The sequence below is a fragment of the Pseudomonas sp. SA195 genome (assembly GCF_054131565.1).
Map to the genome: position 1 here is coordinate 2811672 of NZ_CP096392.1, position 15868 is coordinate 2827539.

Below are 15868 nucleotides of genomic sequence, written 5' to 3' on the forward strand. Positions count from 1 at the left end.
CCGTACGCATTACTGAAACAGGAGAACCACCATGCATCTCAAAGGCATCCTTCCCGCCCTGGTTACCCCGTTCGACGCCAACGGCGCCGTGGATCACGAAACGCTGGCGGCCATCGTCGAGCATCACCTGAATGCGGGCGTGAGCGGCTTCGTCCCGCTGGGCTCGACCGGTGAATACTACGCGCTGACGAACCCTGAACGCCGCCAGATCCTGGCTACCGTCAAGGAAGTGGTCGGCGACCGCGGCACCCTGATCGCCGGCGCGAACGGCTCCTGCACCCGCGAGGTGCTCGAGCAAATTCAGCAGACCGTCGATGCCGGCTACAACAACCTGCTGATCGCTCCGCCGTATTACGCACTGCCGTCGCAGGAAGAACTGCTCAGCCATTACCAGACCATCCTTGACACCTTCCCCGACATCAACGTGGTGCTCTACAACTACCCGATCCGTACCAACGTCGAGGTCGGCATGGGCGTGATCGAAGCATTGAAAGATCACCCGCGCGTCGTCGCCATCAAGGAGAGCAGCGGCAACCTGCTGCGTGCCATCGAGATCGGCGAGAACTACAAGGGCAAGATCGAACTGTCGTGCGGCTCGGACGACCAGGCGCTGGACTTCTTCATCTGGGGCGCAACCAGCTGGATCTGCGGACCGGCCAACATCTTTCCGGAGAAGGTGGTCGACTTCTATAACAAGTTCAGCGCTGGCGACCTGGCCGGGGCGCAGAACGTCATGCGCAACCTGTTCCCGATCATGGCCAACCTTGAAAGCGGCAAGTTCGTACAGAAGGTCAAATACGGTGCCGAACTGGCTGGCTTCAAGGCAGGCAATGCGCGCGCGCCCCTGCTGCCCCTGACCGATGACGAGAAGGCCGAATTCCGCAAGGTCTTCGAAGCCTCGCAACGCTGATGCAACTCCGGGCCCGACGAGGGCCCCTTGATTCAACGACCGGGGCGCCGGCCCCCTACCCTATCTGTCGTATCGAGAGCGCGTGTCATGAATGATTCGCAGGCGGAACACAAAGAAAAGGCCATCGTCATCGGGGGTGGGATTGTCGGCGTCTGCTGCGCCCTCTACCTGCAGCGCGACGGTTATGCCGTCACCCTGATCGACCCCGCGGCGCCGGGCAACAGCACGGCCAAATGGAGTTGCGGGCAGATGGCCGTGAGCGAAGTCATCCCGCTGTCCAAGCCCGGCATTCTGAAAAAGATCCCCGGCTGGCTGCTGGACCAGAAAGGCCCGCTGGCTCTGCGCCCTGCCGCGCTACCCGGCATCTTTCCCTGGTTTCTGCGCTTTCTCGCCTGCGCCCGGCATTCGAAAATCGTCGAGATTGCCGAGGCCATTACCACCCTGACCAGCCGCGTCTATGACGATTACGCCCCGCTGCTCGACGCCTGCGCGGACAAGGCGTTGCTCGGTACACGGCCGATCATCGAGGTATTCGACTCGCCCAATGGGCTGGCCCACGAGCGCCCGCACCTGGAACTGCGCAAGCAGCTGGGCTTCAAGTCCGAAGAGCTCGATGCCGCGGCCATCGCCGACCTCGAGCCGGCGCTGGCAGGGAAGTTCAAGCACGGCCTGCTGTTCCCGGACTGGCGCAACGTCAGCGATACCGAAGGCTTCATCGCGGCGCTGACCGAGAGTTTCACCAACCAGGGCGGCGTCAGGGTGCTCGGCGAAGTGAAGCAGTTGGTCGAGCTGGACGACATCGTAACCGGCGTCACCCTCACCAACGGCGATCGCTTCCCAGCAAGCAAGGTCGTGATCGCGGCGGGTGCCGGCTCGCGGCAGTTCTTCAACCAACTGGGCGTGAGCATCCCGCTGGCCGGCATCGCCGGCTATCAGGCCGTGCTGCCCGAGCCGGGCGTGGAGATTCGCCATTCGGTGATCTACGCCGACGGCGGCTTTTGCTTCGCGCCCATGACGCGCGGGTTGCAGATCGGCGGCACTATCGAATTTGCCGGACCGAACGCTGAGCCCAACTTCAAGCGCGCCGAAATCATTCTGGAAAAGGCGCAGCGGATTCTGCCCCAGCTGCAGACCCGCAATCTGGAATATGGCGTCGGTTATCGCCCTTTCCTGCCCGACACCAAACCCATCATCGACCGCAGCGAGCGGCTGACCAACGTCTTCATGGCCTTCGGCCACGGCCAGCTGGGCCTCACGCTCGGCGCCACCACGGGCCGCCTGATCGCCGACCTGGTAGCCGGCCGCACGCCAGCCCAGGACCTCACCCCGTTTAAAGCCGATCGCTTCGCGCTTATTGGAGGACACGCATGACCGACTACACACGCCTGTACATCGACGGCCATTGGGTCGCCCCGGCCGAGGGCGGCACCTTCGAGACGGTCGATCCGAGTACCGAAACCGTGATCACCCAGGTTGCGGCCGCCACCGCGCAGGACATCGACCGCGCCGTGAAGGCTGCGCGCAAGGCGTTCGACGAAGGCCCGTGGCCGCAGATGACCGGTGCGGAGCGGGCCGCCGTGTTGCGCCGGATCGCCGAAGGCATCCGCACGCGGCAACAGCAACTGGCCGAACTGGAAGTGCGCGACAATGGCAAGCCGCTGCCTGAGGCGCTGTGGGATATCGGCGATACGGCGGGCTGCTTCGACTTTTATGCGGACCTGGCTGAAGAGCTGGACGAGCAGCGCGAGAAACCCGTGGCCCTGGCCGATGACCGCTTCAGCTCGGTCGCACGCAAGGAGCCGATCGGCGTCGCCGGCGCCATCATTCCGTGGAATTTCCCGATGCTGATGGCCTCGTGGAAGGTGGCGCCCGCGCTCGCTGCCGGCTGCACCATGGTGCTAAAACCCTCGGAACTGACGCCGCTAACTGCGCTGGAACTGGCCCGCATCGCCGACGAAGCCGGGCTACCGGCCGGCGTGCTCAACGTCGTGCCCGGCCTCGGTCCAGATGCCGGCGCGCCGCTCAGCGAACACCCCGGCATCGACAAGCTGGCGTTCACCGGCAGCGTGCCGACCGGCAGCCGCATCATGCAGGCCGCGGCGCGCGACATCAAAAACATCAGCCTCGAACTCGGCGGCAAGTCGCCCTTCATTGTGTTCGACGATAGCGATATCGAGGCCGCCGTCGAATGGATCATGTTCGGCATCTTCTGGAACCAGGGCGAGGTCTGCTCGGCCACCTCGCGCGTGCTCGTGCAGCGAGACCTCTATGAGCCGTTGCTCAAACGCCTCGCCGACGAAACCGCGAAGGTCAAGATCGGCAACGGCATGGAAGATGGCGTGTTGCTAGGCCCCATCGTCAACCGCGCCCAGTACGACAAGATCCTCGAAGCCATTGCCCGAGGCCGTGAAGAAGGCGCGAAGTTGCTTGCCGGCGGCGGTCGCCCCGCCGGCCTGGATAAAGGCTTCTACCTGCAGCCGACCATCTTCGCCGATGTGCCGGAAGGCAGCTGGATCTGGCAGGAAGAAATCTTCGGCCCCGTCGTTTGCGTGCGCCCCTTCGACAACGAAGCCGAGGCCCTGCGCTCGGCCAACGACTCGCGATTCGGCCTCGCTGCAGCGGTCATGTCCGCCGACCTGGCACGCTGCGAACGCGTTGCCCGCAAGCTGCGCGCCGGGATCGTCTGGATCAACTGCTCGCAACCGACCTTCACCGAAGCGCCCTGGGGCGGCTACAAGCAAAGCGGCATCGGCCGCGAGCTCGGTGAGTGGGGCCTGAACAATTATCTGGAAACCAAGCAGATCACCCGCTACGACAGTGACCAGCCCTGGGGCTGGTACATCAAGTGAGATAGCCGCCATGCGCTGGAAGAAAACCCTGCAACTCGTGGACGTGCATTGCGAAGGCGAAATCGGCAAGGTCATCACCGGGGGCGTCATCGACGTCCCCGGAAGTACCATGCTGGAGAAGATGAACTACATCAACGAGGTGGACGACAGCCTCAGACGCCTAGTAACGCTCGAACCGCGCGGCTGCCTGCAGATGTCGGTGAACCTGTTGCTGCCACCGACGCGCCCGGAAGCGCAGGCCGGATTCATCGTCCTGCAGTCGGACAAGGCGCACCCCATGTCCGGTAGCAATTGCATCTGCGTGGTCACCGCTTTGCTGGAACTCGGCATGGTCCCGATGCAGGAGCCCGAGTCGGTCGTGGTACTCGATACCCCGGCCGGATTGGTCACCGCCAAGGCGCGTTGCGAAGACGGACGCTGCCTGAGCGTATCGCTGGACATGGTGCCGGCGTTCGTCGAAACGCTGGATGTCGACATCGAGACCGAGCCGTTCGGGCGTATCAAAGCCGATATCGCTTTCGGTGGCGTGTATTACGCGCTGGTGGACGTCGATCAGGTGGGCCTCTCAATCGCACCCGAGCACGCCCGCGAGTTGGCGAGCGCCGGTGTGGCGCTGAAGGAAGTGATCAACCGACACGTCCGAGTCCAGCACCCTTTGTTCGAATCGATCAACGAAGTCGCCTACGTGATGTTCCGCAATCGCATCGACGACAAGACCTACCAGACCTGCACCACGCTGCCTCCCGGTCGGGTCGATCGTTCGCCCTGCGGCACGGGCAGCTCGGCCAACCTGGCTACGCTCGATGCGCGCGGCCTCGTGGAGGTTGGCGACCGGTTGCTGTCGCGCTCGACCATAGGCGGCGAGTTCAACGTCGACCTGCTCGGGCGGACCGAAGTTGGCGGCCGCGCCGCGGTATTGCCGCGCGTGACCGGGCGGGCCTGGGTCTACGGCATTCAACAGCTGGGCGTCGACCCGGATGACCCCTTAGCCGCCGGCTTCATGCTGAGCGACACCTGGGGATCGGGCTTCGCCAACTAGCTGGCGAGACGAACCGCAGCCTGACCCACAACGACAACAGAGGGCGCCTGATGGATGTTTTGACGCTGGACACAGGCAAAGCGGTGCGCCGTCATGGCGGCCGCTTCGTCTACGAGGCGCTGCGCAAGCAGATCCTGACGCTTGAACTGCGGCCGGGCACACAGCTCGACGAGGTATCGCTGGCCAATCAGTTTGGGGTGTCCCGTTCACCCGTACGCGACGCCCTAGCGCGCTTGATTGCGGAACGCCTGGTGACCATCCTGCCCAACCGCACCACGCTGGTCGCACCCTTTGAGATCGAGGAATTTCCTAACTACATTGCCGCGCTGGACCTGACTCAACGCGCCGTGACCCGGTTAGCCGCGCTCAATCGCAGCGATGCCGACATGGCGAAGATCCGCGCGGCCAACGAGCGCTACGTAACAGCCCTGACCAGCGACGGCTTCCAAACGATGACCGAGCAGAACAAGGCATTTCACATGGTCATTGCTCGCGCCGGTGGAAACCCCTACCTGACCACCTATTACGAACGCCTGCTGGACGAAGGCCAGCGGCTGCTGCACCTGCACTTCGATTTCGTCATCAGTTCCCGTAACCTGACCCAACCCGAGCAGGACCACGACACGCTGATGGATGCCATCGAACGACGCCAGGCAGATGCAGCCGAACGCGCCGCTCATGATCACACGATGCTGTTCAGGGATCGTTTTCTCGATTTCATGAAGCAGAACCTGACGGCCGGCCTGTCGATTGCCTGAGCGAGCGCCGCGCGCCGGACGATTAGTGCCGTCGCGCAACCGTACGCAGAGAAGCCCTGATGAATGATTTGGCAGTGAAACCCGAGCCCAAGGCGCGCCGCCACGGTGGCCGCTACATCTACGATGAGCTGCGCAAGCAGATCCTCACGCTGAAACTGAAGCCCGGTGCACCGCTGGACGAGGTGTCGTTGGCCGCACAGTTCGGCCTGTCACGCTCGCCCGTGCGCGACGCCCTTGCCCGGCTGGTCACCGAAGGGCTGGTCACCATCCTTCCGAACCGAACGACGCTGGTCACACCCTTCGAGATCGACGAATTTCCCAACTACATCGCTGCGCTGGACTTGATCCAGCGAGCCGTAACCCGGCTCGCCGCGCTGCAGGGCACGCCCGACGATATCGATCGGATTGGCCAGGCGAGCGATGCCTACATGGCCTCGATCAACAAGGGGGATTTCCAGCTGATGACCGAGCTGAACCGGGAATTTCACCTGGCTATTGCCCGTGCCGGACGTAATCCCTACCTCACCAGCTACTACGAGAAGCTGCTCGACGAAGGCCAACGGCTGCAACACCTGCACTTCGATTTCATCATGAGCACAGCCAGCTCCAACCGCCTCGGGCGCGATCACGACGAAATCGTCGAGGCCATCCGCGCCCGGGATGCCGAAGCCGCGGAGCGCGCTGCCCATGAGCACACGATGCTGTTCCAGCGCCGCTTCCTCGACTACATGCAGCAGAACCTTACCGAGTCGATGAAGCTCTAGCCGGACGCCGCCAATCAGATCGAGCGGGTGATGCCACCGTCCACCCGCAGGTTCTGGCCTGTGATGTAGCCGCCGCCCTGCGAGGCCAGGAAGCGAATCACCGCCGCCATTTCCTCGACCTTGCCGTAGCGCTGCATGGGGATACGTTCACGGCGTTCGGCCGTCTCCGGCAGGCTGTCGATAAAGCCGGGCAATACGTTGTTCATGCGGATATTGTCGGCCGCGTAGCGGTCAGCGAACAGCTTCGTATAGGCCGCCAAACCCGCGCGGAAAACGCTGGACGTCGGGAACGTCGGGTCGGGCTCGAAGGCCGAGAAGCTCGAGACGTTGATGATCACGCCGCCCTTCTGCTTCAGCATCAGCGGCACCACCAGCCGGGTCGGGCGCACGGCGCTGAGGAAATATACGTCCATGCCGCCTTGCCATTGCTCGTCGGTAATTTCCAGCAAATCTGCCCGCGGACCGTGCCCGGCGCTGTTGACCAGCACATCAATGCGCCCCCAGCGAGCCTCGACCTCGTCGATCAAACGCTTGATGTCTTCGTTGGATTGGTTGGAGCCGGTCACCCCAATGCCGCCCAACTCGCGCGCCAGGGCTTCGCCGCGGCCCGATGAAGACAGGATGCCAATCTCATAACCGTCCTCCGCGAGCGCGCGCGCCGCCCCCGCGCCGATGCCACTACCGCCGGCCGTGATCACTGCTACTTTCCTGCTTGTCATGCCGCGCCTCCTCAACATAGCCTGAATGCGCTTATTTCAACGGCTCTGACCAGCGTTGACCAATCATCTGTAACACTGCCAGCCAGTAGGAAAACTTCCGAGTGAAACGATGGGGAGCCCGCCAGGGGTCACTACCGAACCTGCATCACCTGCTCGCCTTCGAGGCCAGTGTGCGGCTCGGCAGCTTTCGGGCGGCGGCCGATGAAATGCATCTGACGCAGGGAGCCATTGCGCAACAGGTACGCGCCCTGGAGGCCGAATTGCGCTGCGCGCTGTTTCGCCGGCATGCCCGCGGCCTGGAGCCGACGCCCGCCGCGCTCGACTACGCCAACCGTATCCGCCTGGCGATGGGTGTGGTCGAGGAAGCGACGCGCGAGCTGGTGGCTGCCAGCAGCGAAGGCGAGAACCGCCTGACGCTGAGCACCACGCCCTCCTTCGCCAGCCGCTGGCTGATCCCCCGCCTGACGCGCCTGGCCGAGGCACATCCCGATATCGCTTTGATGATCGATGCCTCCAACACCACCCGCCCGCTCAAGGGGCCGGGGCGCGTGGACCTGGCAATTCGCTGGGCCAGCCCGCCTTTTCCCGACGCGCACAGTCGACACCTGCTTCACGCGCGCCTGGTGCCGGTCTGTGCGCCCGCGCTCGTCACGCAGCACGGCCTGACCAGCGCTGGGGACCTTGCGCATGCACCGCTGATTACAGATGGACACAACCGCTGGGCGCCATGGTTCGATGCCTTTGCCCAGGGCACGCCTAACGGCGGCGCAGGCCCGGTGTTCACGCAAACCAGCCTGGCCATCGAGGCTGCTGAACAGGGTCTGGGTGTAGCCTTGGCGCCGCGCCTGCTGGTCGAGGATGGGCTGGCGCGTGGCAGCCTTGTGCTGGCTGTTCAGGGCGCCTGTGAGCTGGATGTCGGTGCCGGCTTCTACCTGCTCACAGCCAGCCCGGCACCTGCCGACTCGCCAGCAGGCAAGGTGATCGGCTGGCTGATCGATGAGGCACAGGCGGCGGATAGGGATATCCATTGATTGATGAGCCCAGGCGATGCCGACGCCCCTGATGAACGGACGGTTCGAAGCGGTAATCTCCAAACAGGCGCTCATAAATAGCGAACTTACCTATCGGCACTTTTCTACACTTCGCCGGCACTTCGTCGGCGAGCAGATGCTGCCGCGAGCCATTCGAACAGGCGGCACGCCGAGCGCGAGCGTGACCGCCACTGGAGACCCTGCCATGCGCCCAGCCCACGCCCTGATCGATCTCGATGCCCTGCGCGCCAACTACCGTTTTGCCCGCCAAACAGGTCAGGCACGTGCGCTGGCGGTAATTAAGGCGGACGCCTACGGCCACGGCGCCGTTCGCTGCGCCCAGGCGTTGGAGCCAGACGCCGACGGGTTCGCAGTCGCCTGCATCGAGGAGGCGCTGGAGCTGCGCCAGGCCGGCATCCGCGCGCCGATTCTGTTGCTCGAGGGCATCTTCGAGCCGGACGAACTGGCGCTCTTGGCAGAGCACCGGCTGTGGTGCGTCGTGCATGCAACTTGGCAAGTCGAGGCGATCGAACGCGCGCGCTTGCAGGCGCCGCTGACCTGCTGGGTCAAGCTCGATTCAGGGATGCATCGTGTCGGGCTGGATCCCAAGCAGTTCGAACAGGGTTGGCAACGCCTGCGCATGAGCCGCAACGTCGAAAAGCTGGTGCTGATGAGCCATTTCGCTCAGGCCGACGAGCTGGACGAGCCGGCCACCCCGAAGCAACTGACGTGCATCGAGCGTACCCGGCAATCGCTCGAGGCGGAGGTCAGCCTGTGCAATTCACCCTCGCTGCTCGGCTGGCGTCAAGTGCTTGCCGTCCAAGGCCGCCACGACTGGCTGCGACCCGGGATCATGCTTTACGGCGCCAGCCCCTTCGATGCACCGCAACCGTTGGCCGACCAACTCCAACCGGTTATGACCCTGACCTCCAAAATCATCTCCACGCGCGAGCTTCCAGCTGGCGAAGCGGTCGGGTATGGCGCGCGCTTCGTCACTGAGCGCCCGACCCGGGTCGGTGTGGTCGCGATGGGCTATGCCGACGGCTACCCCCGCCACGCACCGACCGGCACGCCGGTGGCCGTCGATGGCACGCTGACCCGTCTGATCGGGCGCGTCTCGATGGACATGTTGACCGTCGACGTGACCGACCTGCCCAACGCTGGGGTCGGCAGCGCGGTCGAACTCTGGGGCCGCCAGGTCTCGGTCAACGACGTGGCGCAGCGCGCCAGCACCATCCCCTATCAACTGTTCTGCAATCTCAAGCGTGTCCGCAGAAGCTATTCGGGTGTCTGACGCACGGCGGGTCAGCACCCGACTTGTTCGGGCGCGGTATTAGCACTGCTGATAAAATGCCCGCCTTTTCAGCGCGCTTCGGCACGGCCAGCCCGCACGATCAGCCGGACACCCTATGAATAGCCCGCAAAACCCCACCCTGCGCCCTTCCCCTTCGCGCCGCTTCAGCGTGGCACCGATGATGGACTGGACGGACCGTCATTGCCGCTTCTTCCTGCGCCAGCTGTCACGCCACGCCCTGCTCTACACCGAAATGGTCACCACCGGCGCGCTGATCAACGGCGATGCCGAACGCTTCCTGCGCCACGACGAGGCGGAGTATCCCCTAGCGCTCCAGCTGGGCGGCAGCGTGCCGGCCGATCTGGCCGCTTGCGCGAAGATGGCCGAGGCCGCCGGCTATGACGAGGTCAACCTCAACGTCGGTTGCCCCAGTGATCGCGTCCAGAACAACATGATCGGCGCCTGCTTGATGGCCCACCCGGCGCTGGTCGCCGACTGCATCAAGGCCATGCAGGATGCGGTGGGCATCGAGGTGACCGTCAAGCACCGGATCGGCATCAACGGCCGCGACAGCTACGCGCAGCTGCGTGATTTCGTCGGCCAGGTGCACGCAGCCGGCTGCCGCAGTTTCACGGTGCATGCGCGCATCGCCATCCTTGAAGGATTGTCACCGAAGGAAAACCGCGAGGTTCCGCCGCTTCGCTATGAAGTCGTCCGGCAGCTGAAGGCGGACTTCCCGCAGCTGGAGATCATCCTCAACGGCGGCATCAAAACGCTCGACGAGTGCGAAGCGCACCTGCAAGAACTCGACGGCGTCATGCTCGGGCGCGAGGCCTATCACAACCCCTACCTGCTCGCGCAGGTCGACGCCCGGCTTTTCGGCTGCGATGTACGTCCCATTAGCCGCGCCGATGCGCTGCTGCGCATGCGCCCGTACATCGAGCAGCACCTAGAAAGCGGCGGCTCGATGCACCACGTCACGCGTCATGTACTGGGCCTTGCGCAGGGCTTCCCAGGCGCGCGACGCTTCCGCCAGTTGCTATCGGTAGACGTCCACAAGACTGACGAGCCGCTGGCCTTGCTTGACCAGGCGATCGGCTTGTTGGAAGGTCGCTGAAGCGAGGAACACGCCGGATCTTTTTCGATCCAAGTGCTGTCCGTAACCGGCTCCACCCAGCCCGCCGCGGCGAAACGCAACCTCAGAGGATAGAGCGCCCCATGACATCCAAGCTGGAACAACTCAAGCAATTCACCACCGTTGTCGCCGATACCGGTGACCTCGACGCCATTGCCCGCTTGAAACCGGTGGACGCCACCACCAATCCGTCGCTGCTGCTCAAGGCTGCGAACCTGCCGCGCTACGCCGAGCACCTACAGGCGGCAATGTCTGGCTGCAAAGGCGATATCGGGCTGGGTTGCGACCTGTTCGCGGTGGCCGTGGGGCAGGAAGTGCTCAAGCTGATCCCTGGGCGGATCTCCACCGAAGTCGATGCGCGTCTGTCGTTCGATGCCAAGGCGATGGTGCAGCGCGGCGAGCGCCTGATCGGCCTATACGAGAAAGCCGGCGTTTCCCGCGACCGCGTACTGATCAAGCTCGCCTCGACCTGGGAAGGCATTCGTGCAGCCGAGCAGCTGGAAAAATCCGGCATCCAAACCAACCTCACCCTGCTGTTTTCCTTCACCCAGGCCGTGGCCTGCGCCGATGCGGGCGTATTCCTGATCTCGCCGTTCGTGGGCCGCATCTACGACTGGTACAAAAAGCATGAAGGCCGCGACTTCGCAGGGGCGGAAGACCCGGGCGTGCAGTCGGTCAGCCGCATCTATGACTACTACAAGGGCAACGACTTCAAAACGGTCGTCATGGGCGCCAGCTTCCGCAACGTTGGCCAGATCGAGGCGTTGGCCGGCTGCGATCGCCTGACCATCAGCCCGGAACTACTGGGGCAGCTGTCTGACATGGAGGGGCCGCTGGCGCGTGCACTCGAACCAGGTCGCGCGACCGAACCGCGTATCGCGATGGATGAAATCAACTTCCGCTGGGGGCTGAACGAGGACGCGATGGCAACCGAGAAGCTCGCCGAAGGCATCCGCCAGTTCGCACGGGATCAGGAAAAGCTCGAAGCGCTGCTGCCGACCAAGCTGTAGTCGCTCAAGCTCAGCTGTAGTCCGAAATGACAGTCAGGAGCGCTCCAGCGCCGTTACGAGGTCGCGAAAGGCCTCGCGGTTGGACTCGTTGAGGCTCATCAGGATGCGATGAGCCTCAAGCACCTTGCCCTTCACCACCTCTTCGGACTGATCCTGGCTCGGTAGGTCGGCGAGTTGGTCAGGCGTTGGCAACGGCTGGTCGACGATATTGAACACCTGGTCGAACCCCATGGATTGGAGCAGGCGGGTGATGTCTTCGTGGGTGGTGACCAGGGTCGGCAACATGCCGACCTTTTGCCGCGAAAGGATCGACAGCTTAGCCAGCAGGCCAAGGGTGGTGCTGTCAATGCTGCGGCTCTCGGTGAGATCGATAACGATCGCCGAGAAGTTGAGCGACGAGAAGATCTTCTCGATCGTCGCGTCCAGCGCAGAACAGAGCGTCAAACGGATCTCACCGACGAACTTCAGGACGAAGGTCCCATCCTGTTCTGCGAACTGGATCGTACCCATGCTCATGCAAGGTTCCTGCTCAATACCAGCAATGCGATGTCATCCGGCATGTCTTCAAGACCAGCCAGGCCGAATACCTCGCGCAACCCCTTGAGCGTGCCGCCCGCTTTGGCGACAAGCCCAGGCAATCCCGCCTCCTTCGCTTTGAGCGTCTCGCCGGGCAAAAGGTCCAAGATGCCATCGGAAAGCAGCGTCAGGCTGAACGAAGCTGGCAGCTCTATCTCGTAGTTATCGTAGGTCGCTTCGGCGAACAGGCCAACCGGCAGGCCCCGGCCTTCGAGGTAACGCGCCTGGCCATCGGTAAAGAGCACCGGCATCGGCAGATGGCCACCAATGCTGTAGTGCAGCAGGTTGCGCTCCTGATCGATCACGCCGCCGAGCATGGTCACGTGCTTGCCGAGCTTGCAATTGATCAGGCCGCGATTGATGTGGTCGAGTACCTCGGACGGCTTGAACTCGCGCAGCGCGCCGCCGCGCCGCGACTCGTAGAGCAGCCGTGTCGTCATGAACTTCAACAGCACGGTCACGAACGCGGACGAAGCGCCGTGGCCGGAGACATCGGCCAGGTAGAAGCCGATGCGGTGCTCGTCGACGCGGAAGTAGTCGACAAAGTCTCCCGACAGGTAAAGCGACGGAATGATCTGATGCGCGAAATGAAAGTCGTCGATGCCGTAGGGAGTGTCAGGCAGCATATTCATCTGCACCTGACGGCCCGCGTCCTGATCTTCCTGTAGCAGATGCAGGCTGGCCTGCAGGTCACGATTTGCCGTTTCAAGCTGCTCGCGATAGCGACGGTTCTCCAACCGCAACCGCGAACGATCCAGCGCACGCCGTACCGAGTGCTCGAGCATGGCCAGATCTTCCAGGGGCTTGATCAGATAGTCGGCCGCGCCGAGGCGCAGCGCCTCGACGGCATCGCTCATCACCCCGGCACCGGAGACGACGATCACCGGCAGATCGGCTTGGCGTTCAGTCACCAGGCGGATCAGCTCCAGCCCGTCCATTTGCGGCATGCGCAGGTCGCAGATCACCAGATCGGGGTGCTCGGTATCGAACAGCTCCATGCCGCGTGGCCCGTTGGGCGCCTGCAGAACCCTGAATCCGCTGTCGTCCAGATAGGCAGCCAGGCTGGCTCGCACTACGTCGTCGTCATCAATGATCAGCAGCGTCGCGCTTGGGTTCTGCATGGTCCTACCAGGCGGTATCGCCAGGATGTTGGCGAGAGCATCAGCCCCGCGCGGGCGCTGGGCATGGGATCTTTTCAAGGCGCAGACGGTACTCCCATACGACATGCGTTTCAAGCCAGACGCAGGCGCCCGAAGCGCTGCTTTACAGCCTCGATTCGCGAGCGTTATAAGGGCCCGGGGGCCACAGTAGTTAAAGGACGAAACCATGACCCAGCGCGATCGGGACTACAGCGAGAAACGAGACTTCATCCGCATGCAGGTCGATACGACCGTGACGCTGATCCACGCCGGCCAGACGTTTCAGGGCGTGTGTCAGGACCTGTCGAGTACCGGGATGCAGGTGCTCACGGCTGCACAGCTGAGCATGGGTGACAAGGTGCGGGTGCAGATCCCGTCCGAGCATGCCGAGTTGAAAGGGCTGGACGCCGAAACCGAGGTGGTGCGCGTCGGCACCCACGAGGACGGCCGCCAGAGCCTGGGGCTGAGCATCCTGTCAATGAGTTGAGGTAAGCCTCGCTCGAGGATGGCAAAAAAAAACGGGAGCGCTTGGCGCTCCCGTTTTGTTTCAAGCTGTTTACCGTGCCCGTCAGAAGTCGTCTTCGACCTGGCCATCCTGCACTCGGAACTCACGGTTCTGCAGGTAGGCGTTGCGGATGAAGATGTAGCGATCACCGGTGATCATCCGCTCGGCCGACAGCAGCTCGGCGCGCAAGTCGACCACGTTCACGGCGCGTGTCACGTTGCGGGTCGGGATGTGGTCGATGTGCGGATAGGGCTGCAGGAACGAATCGGGCACACGGCCGGCGGCGTCGCGCACGGTGCTCGGGCCGAGCAACGGCAGCACGACATAGGGCCCGCTACCCAATCCCCAGGCGCCGAGCGTCTGGCCGAAATCCTCATCGTTCTTCTGCAACCCCATGGGCGTTGCGACATCGAAGAAACCCAGCACACCGAAGGTGGTGTTGAACAGGATGCGGCTGGTGTCGATGCCCGCGTCGCGGACCTTGCCTTGCAGCAGGTCGTTGGTCAGCACCACAACGTCACCAAGATTGCTGAACACGTTGCCGATGCCGGTTTCGAGGATGTCAGGCGTTACCTTCTGGTAACCCTTCGCCAACGGCTTGAGGGTGTAGGTGTCGATGGTGTCGTTGAAGCGCAACACCACGCGATTAACGCCCTCCCAAGGGTCTTCTTCTGCGGCGAACGACGAGGTCGCCCCTAGCATGGCCAACGCCGCTACCAGCGTGAGCCTGAAATAACCGAACCATTCCTTGCCGATCGATCGCATCGCTGCATCCTCTTGTCCGAGTGCGGGCTGCCGTGAAAGCGCAGCAGTATAAGGCCTTTCCGACGCCTGCCGTCAGCCGTCAGTCACGCCCACAATCGGTTGGCAAACAGCGCAACGAACTCGCCCGGGCGTAGCCTATCGAAACAGACAGGCCTGGCTTGCTGGTTTAGGCTTGAAACATGGCCACCGGCCTTACGAGATGGCACCAACAATAGAGGGAAGCACGATGTCGGAACATGACCTGCAGTCGCAATTGCTCGAGTTGCGCAGTCAACTGGCGCAGGACACGCCGCTGACTGAAGAAGAGCGCGAGGAGTTGCAACTTATCGCGCGGGACATCGAGTTGCGCCTCTCCAATCAGGAGATGGTCGACCAGAACGATTCGCTCGTCGATGGCGTTAACCTGGCGGTCGAGCGCTTCGAGGCCAGCCATCCGAATACCGCCATGACGCTGCGCAACATCATGCAGACGCTGGCGAACATGGGTATTTAAAGGAAAGGAGACGGCGCGGAAGACGAGCGTCGTCCGCGCGTTCACTTACTGGCGGACCAAGCGGCCGTTGTCGGGCGTCAGCGCTTCGGTGCTGCGGTAGGGGTTGATGTCCAACCCGCCCCGGCGCACGTAGCGGGCATGCACAGTGAGCCGTTGCGGTTCGAGCAAGCGCTGAAGATCGAGAAAGATGCGCTCGACACACTGCTCGTGGAAATCCGCATGCTGACGGAAGCTCACTAGGTAGGCCAACAGGCTCGCATGATCCAGCGCGGCCCCCTTGTAATCGATAACCACCGTGCCCCAGTCAGGCTGGCCGGTCACCGGGCAGTTGGACTTGAGGAGATGGCTGTAAACGCACTCCTCCACCTGTCGACCCGGCTCGCAGCGCAGCAGGGCAGCGCGCGGTGAGTCGTAGTTGTCGATCGCCACGTCCAACGCGTCGATACAGATGCCGGCAGGCAGTGCGATGCCCTCCGCCGCCACCTCGGCCAGCGTCCTCAGCCTGACGCCAACGGTCTTGCCTGCTGCTGCTGACAGGTCGCGCGTCATCACCTCAACCAGCACTTCAGAATTCTCGAAGCAGGATTGGTTGAGCGAGTTCAAATAAAGCTTGAACGACTTCGATTCGATGATGTTCGGCGAATCGGCCGGGATGCTGAACTCACCAATGGCGACCACCGGCTTGCCCGACGGCAGCAGCCAGGACAACTCGTAACAGTCCCAGATATCCACGCCGCGATAGGGCAATGTTTCGGCAGTCAGCCCCAGCTCGGCCCACTTGGGCGCGCGCGGGATGGGAAAGAGTTGTTCGGGGCTGTAGGTCGCGACATAGGCGCTCGTCTTGCCCAGCGGCGAATGTTCGGCGGGATGCTGCATGGTGG

Annotated in this window: 17 protein-coding genes; 12 read left to right on the forward strand and 5 right to left on the reverse strand. The window is 63.2% G+C overall.

Annotation, left to right across the window (positions count from 1 at the left end):
• Window positions 1–31 precede the first annotated feature (31 nt).
• The 6 genes from dapA (at window position 32) to M1D78_RS12945 (ending at window position 6320) form a co-directional block, all read left to right on the forward strand.
• Window positions 32–910 carry a 4-hydroxy-tetrahydrodipicolinate synthase gene (gene dapA / locus M1D78_RS12920; RefSeq protein WP_437420411.1) on the forward strand — a complete coding sequence of 293 codons (879 nt, stop codon included), beginning with the start codon at window positions 32–34 and terminating at the stop codon, window positions 908–910.
• 87 nt (window positions 911–997) lie between these two features.
• The gene (locus M1D78_RS12925; protein WP_437420412.1) at window positions 998–2281 is read left to right on the forward strand and encodes an NAD(P)/FAD-dependent oxidoreductase; all 1284 of its coding nucleotides are present in this window, start codon (window positions 998–1000) and stop codon (window positions 2279–2281) included.
• A complete protein-coding gene (locus M1D78_RS12930) occupies window positions 2278–3759 on the forward strand; it encodes an aldehyde dehydrogenase family protein (protein WP_437420413.1) in 1482 nt (493 codons plus the stop codon). Before M1D78_RS12925 ends, M1D78_RS12930 begins: the two co-directional genes overlap by 4 nt.
• A 10-nt stretch (window positions 3760–3769) precedes the next feature.
• Entirely contained in the window at window positions 3770–4798 is a 1029-nt protein-coding gene (locus M1D78_RS12935; RefSeq protein ID WP_437420414.1) for a proline racemase family protein, read from the forward strand.
• Between the two features lie 50 nt (window positions 4799–4848).
• A complete protein-coding gene (locus M1D78_RS12940; protein ID WP_437420415.1) occupies window positions 4849–5556 on the forward strand; it encodes a GntR family transcriptional regulator in 708 nt (235 codons plus the stop codon).
• 59 nt (window positions 5557–5615) lie between these two features.
• Window positions 5616–6320, forward strand: a complete 705-nt coding sequence (locus M1D78_RS12945; RefSeq protein ID WP_437420416.1) for a GntR family transcriptional regulator — start codon at window positions 5616–5618, stop codon at window positions 6318–6320.
• Between the two features lie 14 nt (window positions 6321–6334).
• Here the strand turns inward: M1D78_RS12945 and M1D78_RS12950 are convergent, their stop codons facing one another.
• Window positions 6335–7039 (reverse strand): SDR family oxidoreductase, encoded by a 705-nt coding sequence (locus tag M1D78_RS12950; protein ID WP_437420417.1) that lies wholly within the window; start codon window positions 7037–7039, stop codon window positions 6335–6337.
• A gap of 101 nt (window positions 7040–7140) precedes the next feature.
• Here M1D78_RS12950 and M1D78_RS12955 point away from each other — a divergent pair, with 101 nt between their 5' ends.
• The 4 genes from M1D78_RS12955 (at window position 7141) to tal (ending at window position 11509) form a co-directional block, all read left to right on the forward strand.
• Window positions 7141–8070 carry a LysR substrate-binding domain-containing protein gene (locus tag M1D78_RS12955; RefSeq protein WP_437420418.1) on the forward strand — a complete coding sequence of 310 codons (930 nt, stop codon included), beginning with the start codon at window positions 7141–7143 and terminating at the stop codon, window positions 8068–8070.
• 205 nt (window positions 8071–8275) lie between these two features.
• Window positions 8276–9364, forward strand: a complete 1089-nt coding sequence (alr, locus tag M1D78_RS12960) for an alanine racemase (RefSeq protein ID WP_437420419.1) — start codon at window positions 8276–8278, stop codon at window positions 9362–9364.
• Between the two features lie 115 nt (window positions 9365–9479).
• Window positions 9480–10481 (forward strand): tRNA dihydrouridine(20/20a) synthase DusA, encoded by a 1002-nt coding sequence (gene dusA / locus M1D78_RS12965; protein WP_437420420.1) that lies wholly within the window; start codon window positions 9480–9482, stop codon window positions 10479–10481.
• Window positions 10482–10582: 101 nt separating this feature from the next.
• Window positions 10583–11509 carry a transaldolase gene (tal, locus tag M1D78_RS12970; protein ID WP_437420421.1) on the forward strand — a complete coding sequence of 309 codons (927 nt, stop codon included), beginning with the start codon at window positions 10583–10585 and terminating at the stop codon, window positions 11507–11509.
• 33 nt (window positions 11510–11542) lie between these two features.
• On the opposite strand, the gene rssC is transcribed toward tal, so the two are convergent.
• Window positions 11543–12025 carry an anti-sigma factor antagonist RssC gene (gene rssC / locus M1D78_RS12975; protein WP_437420422.1) on the reverse strand — a complete coding sequence of 161 codons (483 nt, stop codon included), beginning with the start codon at window positions 12023–12025 and terminating at the stop codon, window positions 11543–11545.
• The gene (gene rssB, locus M1D78_RS12980) at window positions 12022–13206 is read right to left on the reverse strand and encodes a two-component system response regulator RssB (RefSeq protein WP_437420423.1); all 1185 of its coding nucleotides are present in this window, start codon (window positions 13204–13206) and stop codon (window positions 12022–12024) included. Before rssB ends, rssC begins: the two co-directional genes overlap by 4 nt.
• Before the next feature lie 205 nt (window positions 13207–13411).
• Here rssB and M1D78_RS12985 point away from each other — a divergent pair, with 205 nt between their 5' ends.
• Window positions 13412–13711: a PilZ domain-containing protein gene (locus M1D78_RS12985; protein ID WP_437420424.1), complete on the forward strand. Its 300-nt coding sequence runs from the start codon at window positions 13412–13414 to the stop codon at window positions 13709–13711.
• A gap of 81 nt (window positions 13712–13792) precedes the next feature.
• On the opposite strand, the gene M1D78_RS12990 is transcribed toward M1D78_RS12985, so the two are convergent.
• Complete coding sequence (locus M1D78_RS12990; protein WP_437420425.1) at window positions 13793–14494, reverse strand: MlaA family lipoprotein; 702 nt, start codon at window positions 14492–14494, stop codon at window positions 13793–13795.
• Window positions 14495–14720: 226 nt separating this feature from the next.
• Here M1D78_RS12990 and M1D78_RS12995 point away from each other — a divergent pair, with 226 nt between their 5' ends.
• Entirely contained in the window at window positions 14721–14987 is a 267-nt protein-coding gene (locus M1D78_RS12995) for a DUF4404 family protein (protein WP_437420426.1), read from the forward strand.
• Window positions 14988–15032: 45 nt separating this feature from the next.
• Here the strand turns inward: M1D78_RS12995 and queF are convergent, their stop codons facing one another.
• Complete coding sequence (gene queF / locus M1D78_RS13000; RefSeq protein ID WP_437420427.1) at window positions 15033–15863, reverse strand: NADPH-dependent 7-cyano-7-deazaguanine reductase QueF; 831 nt, start codon at window positions 15861–15863, stop codon at window positions 15033–15035.
• Window positions 15864–15868: the final 5 nt, after the last annotated feature.

What these genes read in the sequence shown, in the direction of transcription:
- dapA (WP_437420411.1), top strand. Translation starts at nt 32, where the DNA reads ATGCATCTCAAAGGCATCCTTCCCGCCCTGGTTACCCCGTTCGACGCC.
- M1D78_RS12925 (WP_437420412.1), top strand. Translation starts at nt 998, where the DNA reads ATGAATGATTCGCAGGCGGAACACAAAGAAAAGGCCATCGTCATCGGG.
- M1D78_RS12930 (WP_437420413.1), top strand. Translation starts at nt 2,278, where the DNA reads ATGACCGACTACACACGCCTGTACATCGACGGCCATTGGGTCGCCCCG.
- M1D78_RS12935 (WP_437420414.1), top strand. Translation starts at nt 3,770, where the DNA reads ATGCGCTGGAAGAAAACCCTGCAACTCGTGGACGTGCATTGCGAAGGC.
- M1D78_RS12940 (WP_437420415.1), top strand. Translation starts at nt 4,849, where the DNA reads ATGGATGTTTTGACGCTGGACACAGGCAAAGCGGTGCGCCGTCATGGC.
- M1D78_RS12945 (WP_437420416.1), top strand. Translation starts at nt 5,616, where the DNA reads ATGAATGATTTGGCAGTGAAACCCGAGCCCAAGGCGCGCCGCCACGGT.
- M1D78_RS12950 (WP_437420417.1), bottom strand. Translation starts at nt 7,039, where the DNA reads ATGACAAGCAGGAAAGTAGCAGTGATCACGGCCGGCGGTAGTGGCATC.
- alr (WP_437420419.1), top strand. Translation starts at nt 8,276, where the DNA reads ATGCGCCCAGCCCACGCCCTGATCGATCTCGATGCCCTGCGCGCCAAC.
- dusA (WP_437420420.1), top strand. Translation starts at nt 9,480, where the DNA reads ATGAATAGCCCGCAAAACCCCACCCTGCGCCCTTCCCCTTCGCGCCGC.
- tal (WP_437420421.1), top strand. Translation starts at nt 10,583, where the DNA reads ATGACATCCAAGCTGGAACAACTCAAGCAATTCACCACCGTTGTCGCC.
- rssC (WP_437420422.1), bottom strand. Translation starts at nt 12,025, where the DNA reads ATGAGCATGGGTACGATCCAGTTCGCAGAACAGGATGGGACCTTCGTC.
- rssB (WP_437420423.1), bottom strand. Translation starts at nt 13,206, where the DNA reads ATGCAGAACCCAAGCGCGACGCTGCTGATCATTGATGACGACGACGTA.
- M1D78_RS12985 (WP_437420424.1), top strand. Translation starts at nt 13,412, where the DNA reads ATGACCCAGCGCGATCGGGACTACAGCGAGAAACGAGACTTCATCCGC.
- M1D78_RS12990 (WP_437420425.1), bottom strand. Translation starts at nt 14,494, where the DNA reads ATGCGATCGATCGGCAAGGAATGGTTCGGTTATTTCAGGCTCACGCTG.
- M1D78_RS12995 (WP_437420426.1), top strand. Translation starts at nt 14,721, where the DNA reads ATGTCGGAACATGACCTGCAGTCGCAATTGCTCGAGTTGCGCAGTCAA.
- queF (WP_437420427.1), bottom strand. Translation starts at nt 15,863, where the DNA reads ATGCAGCATCCCGCCGAACATTCGCCGCTGGGCAAGACGAGCGCCTAT.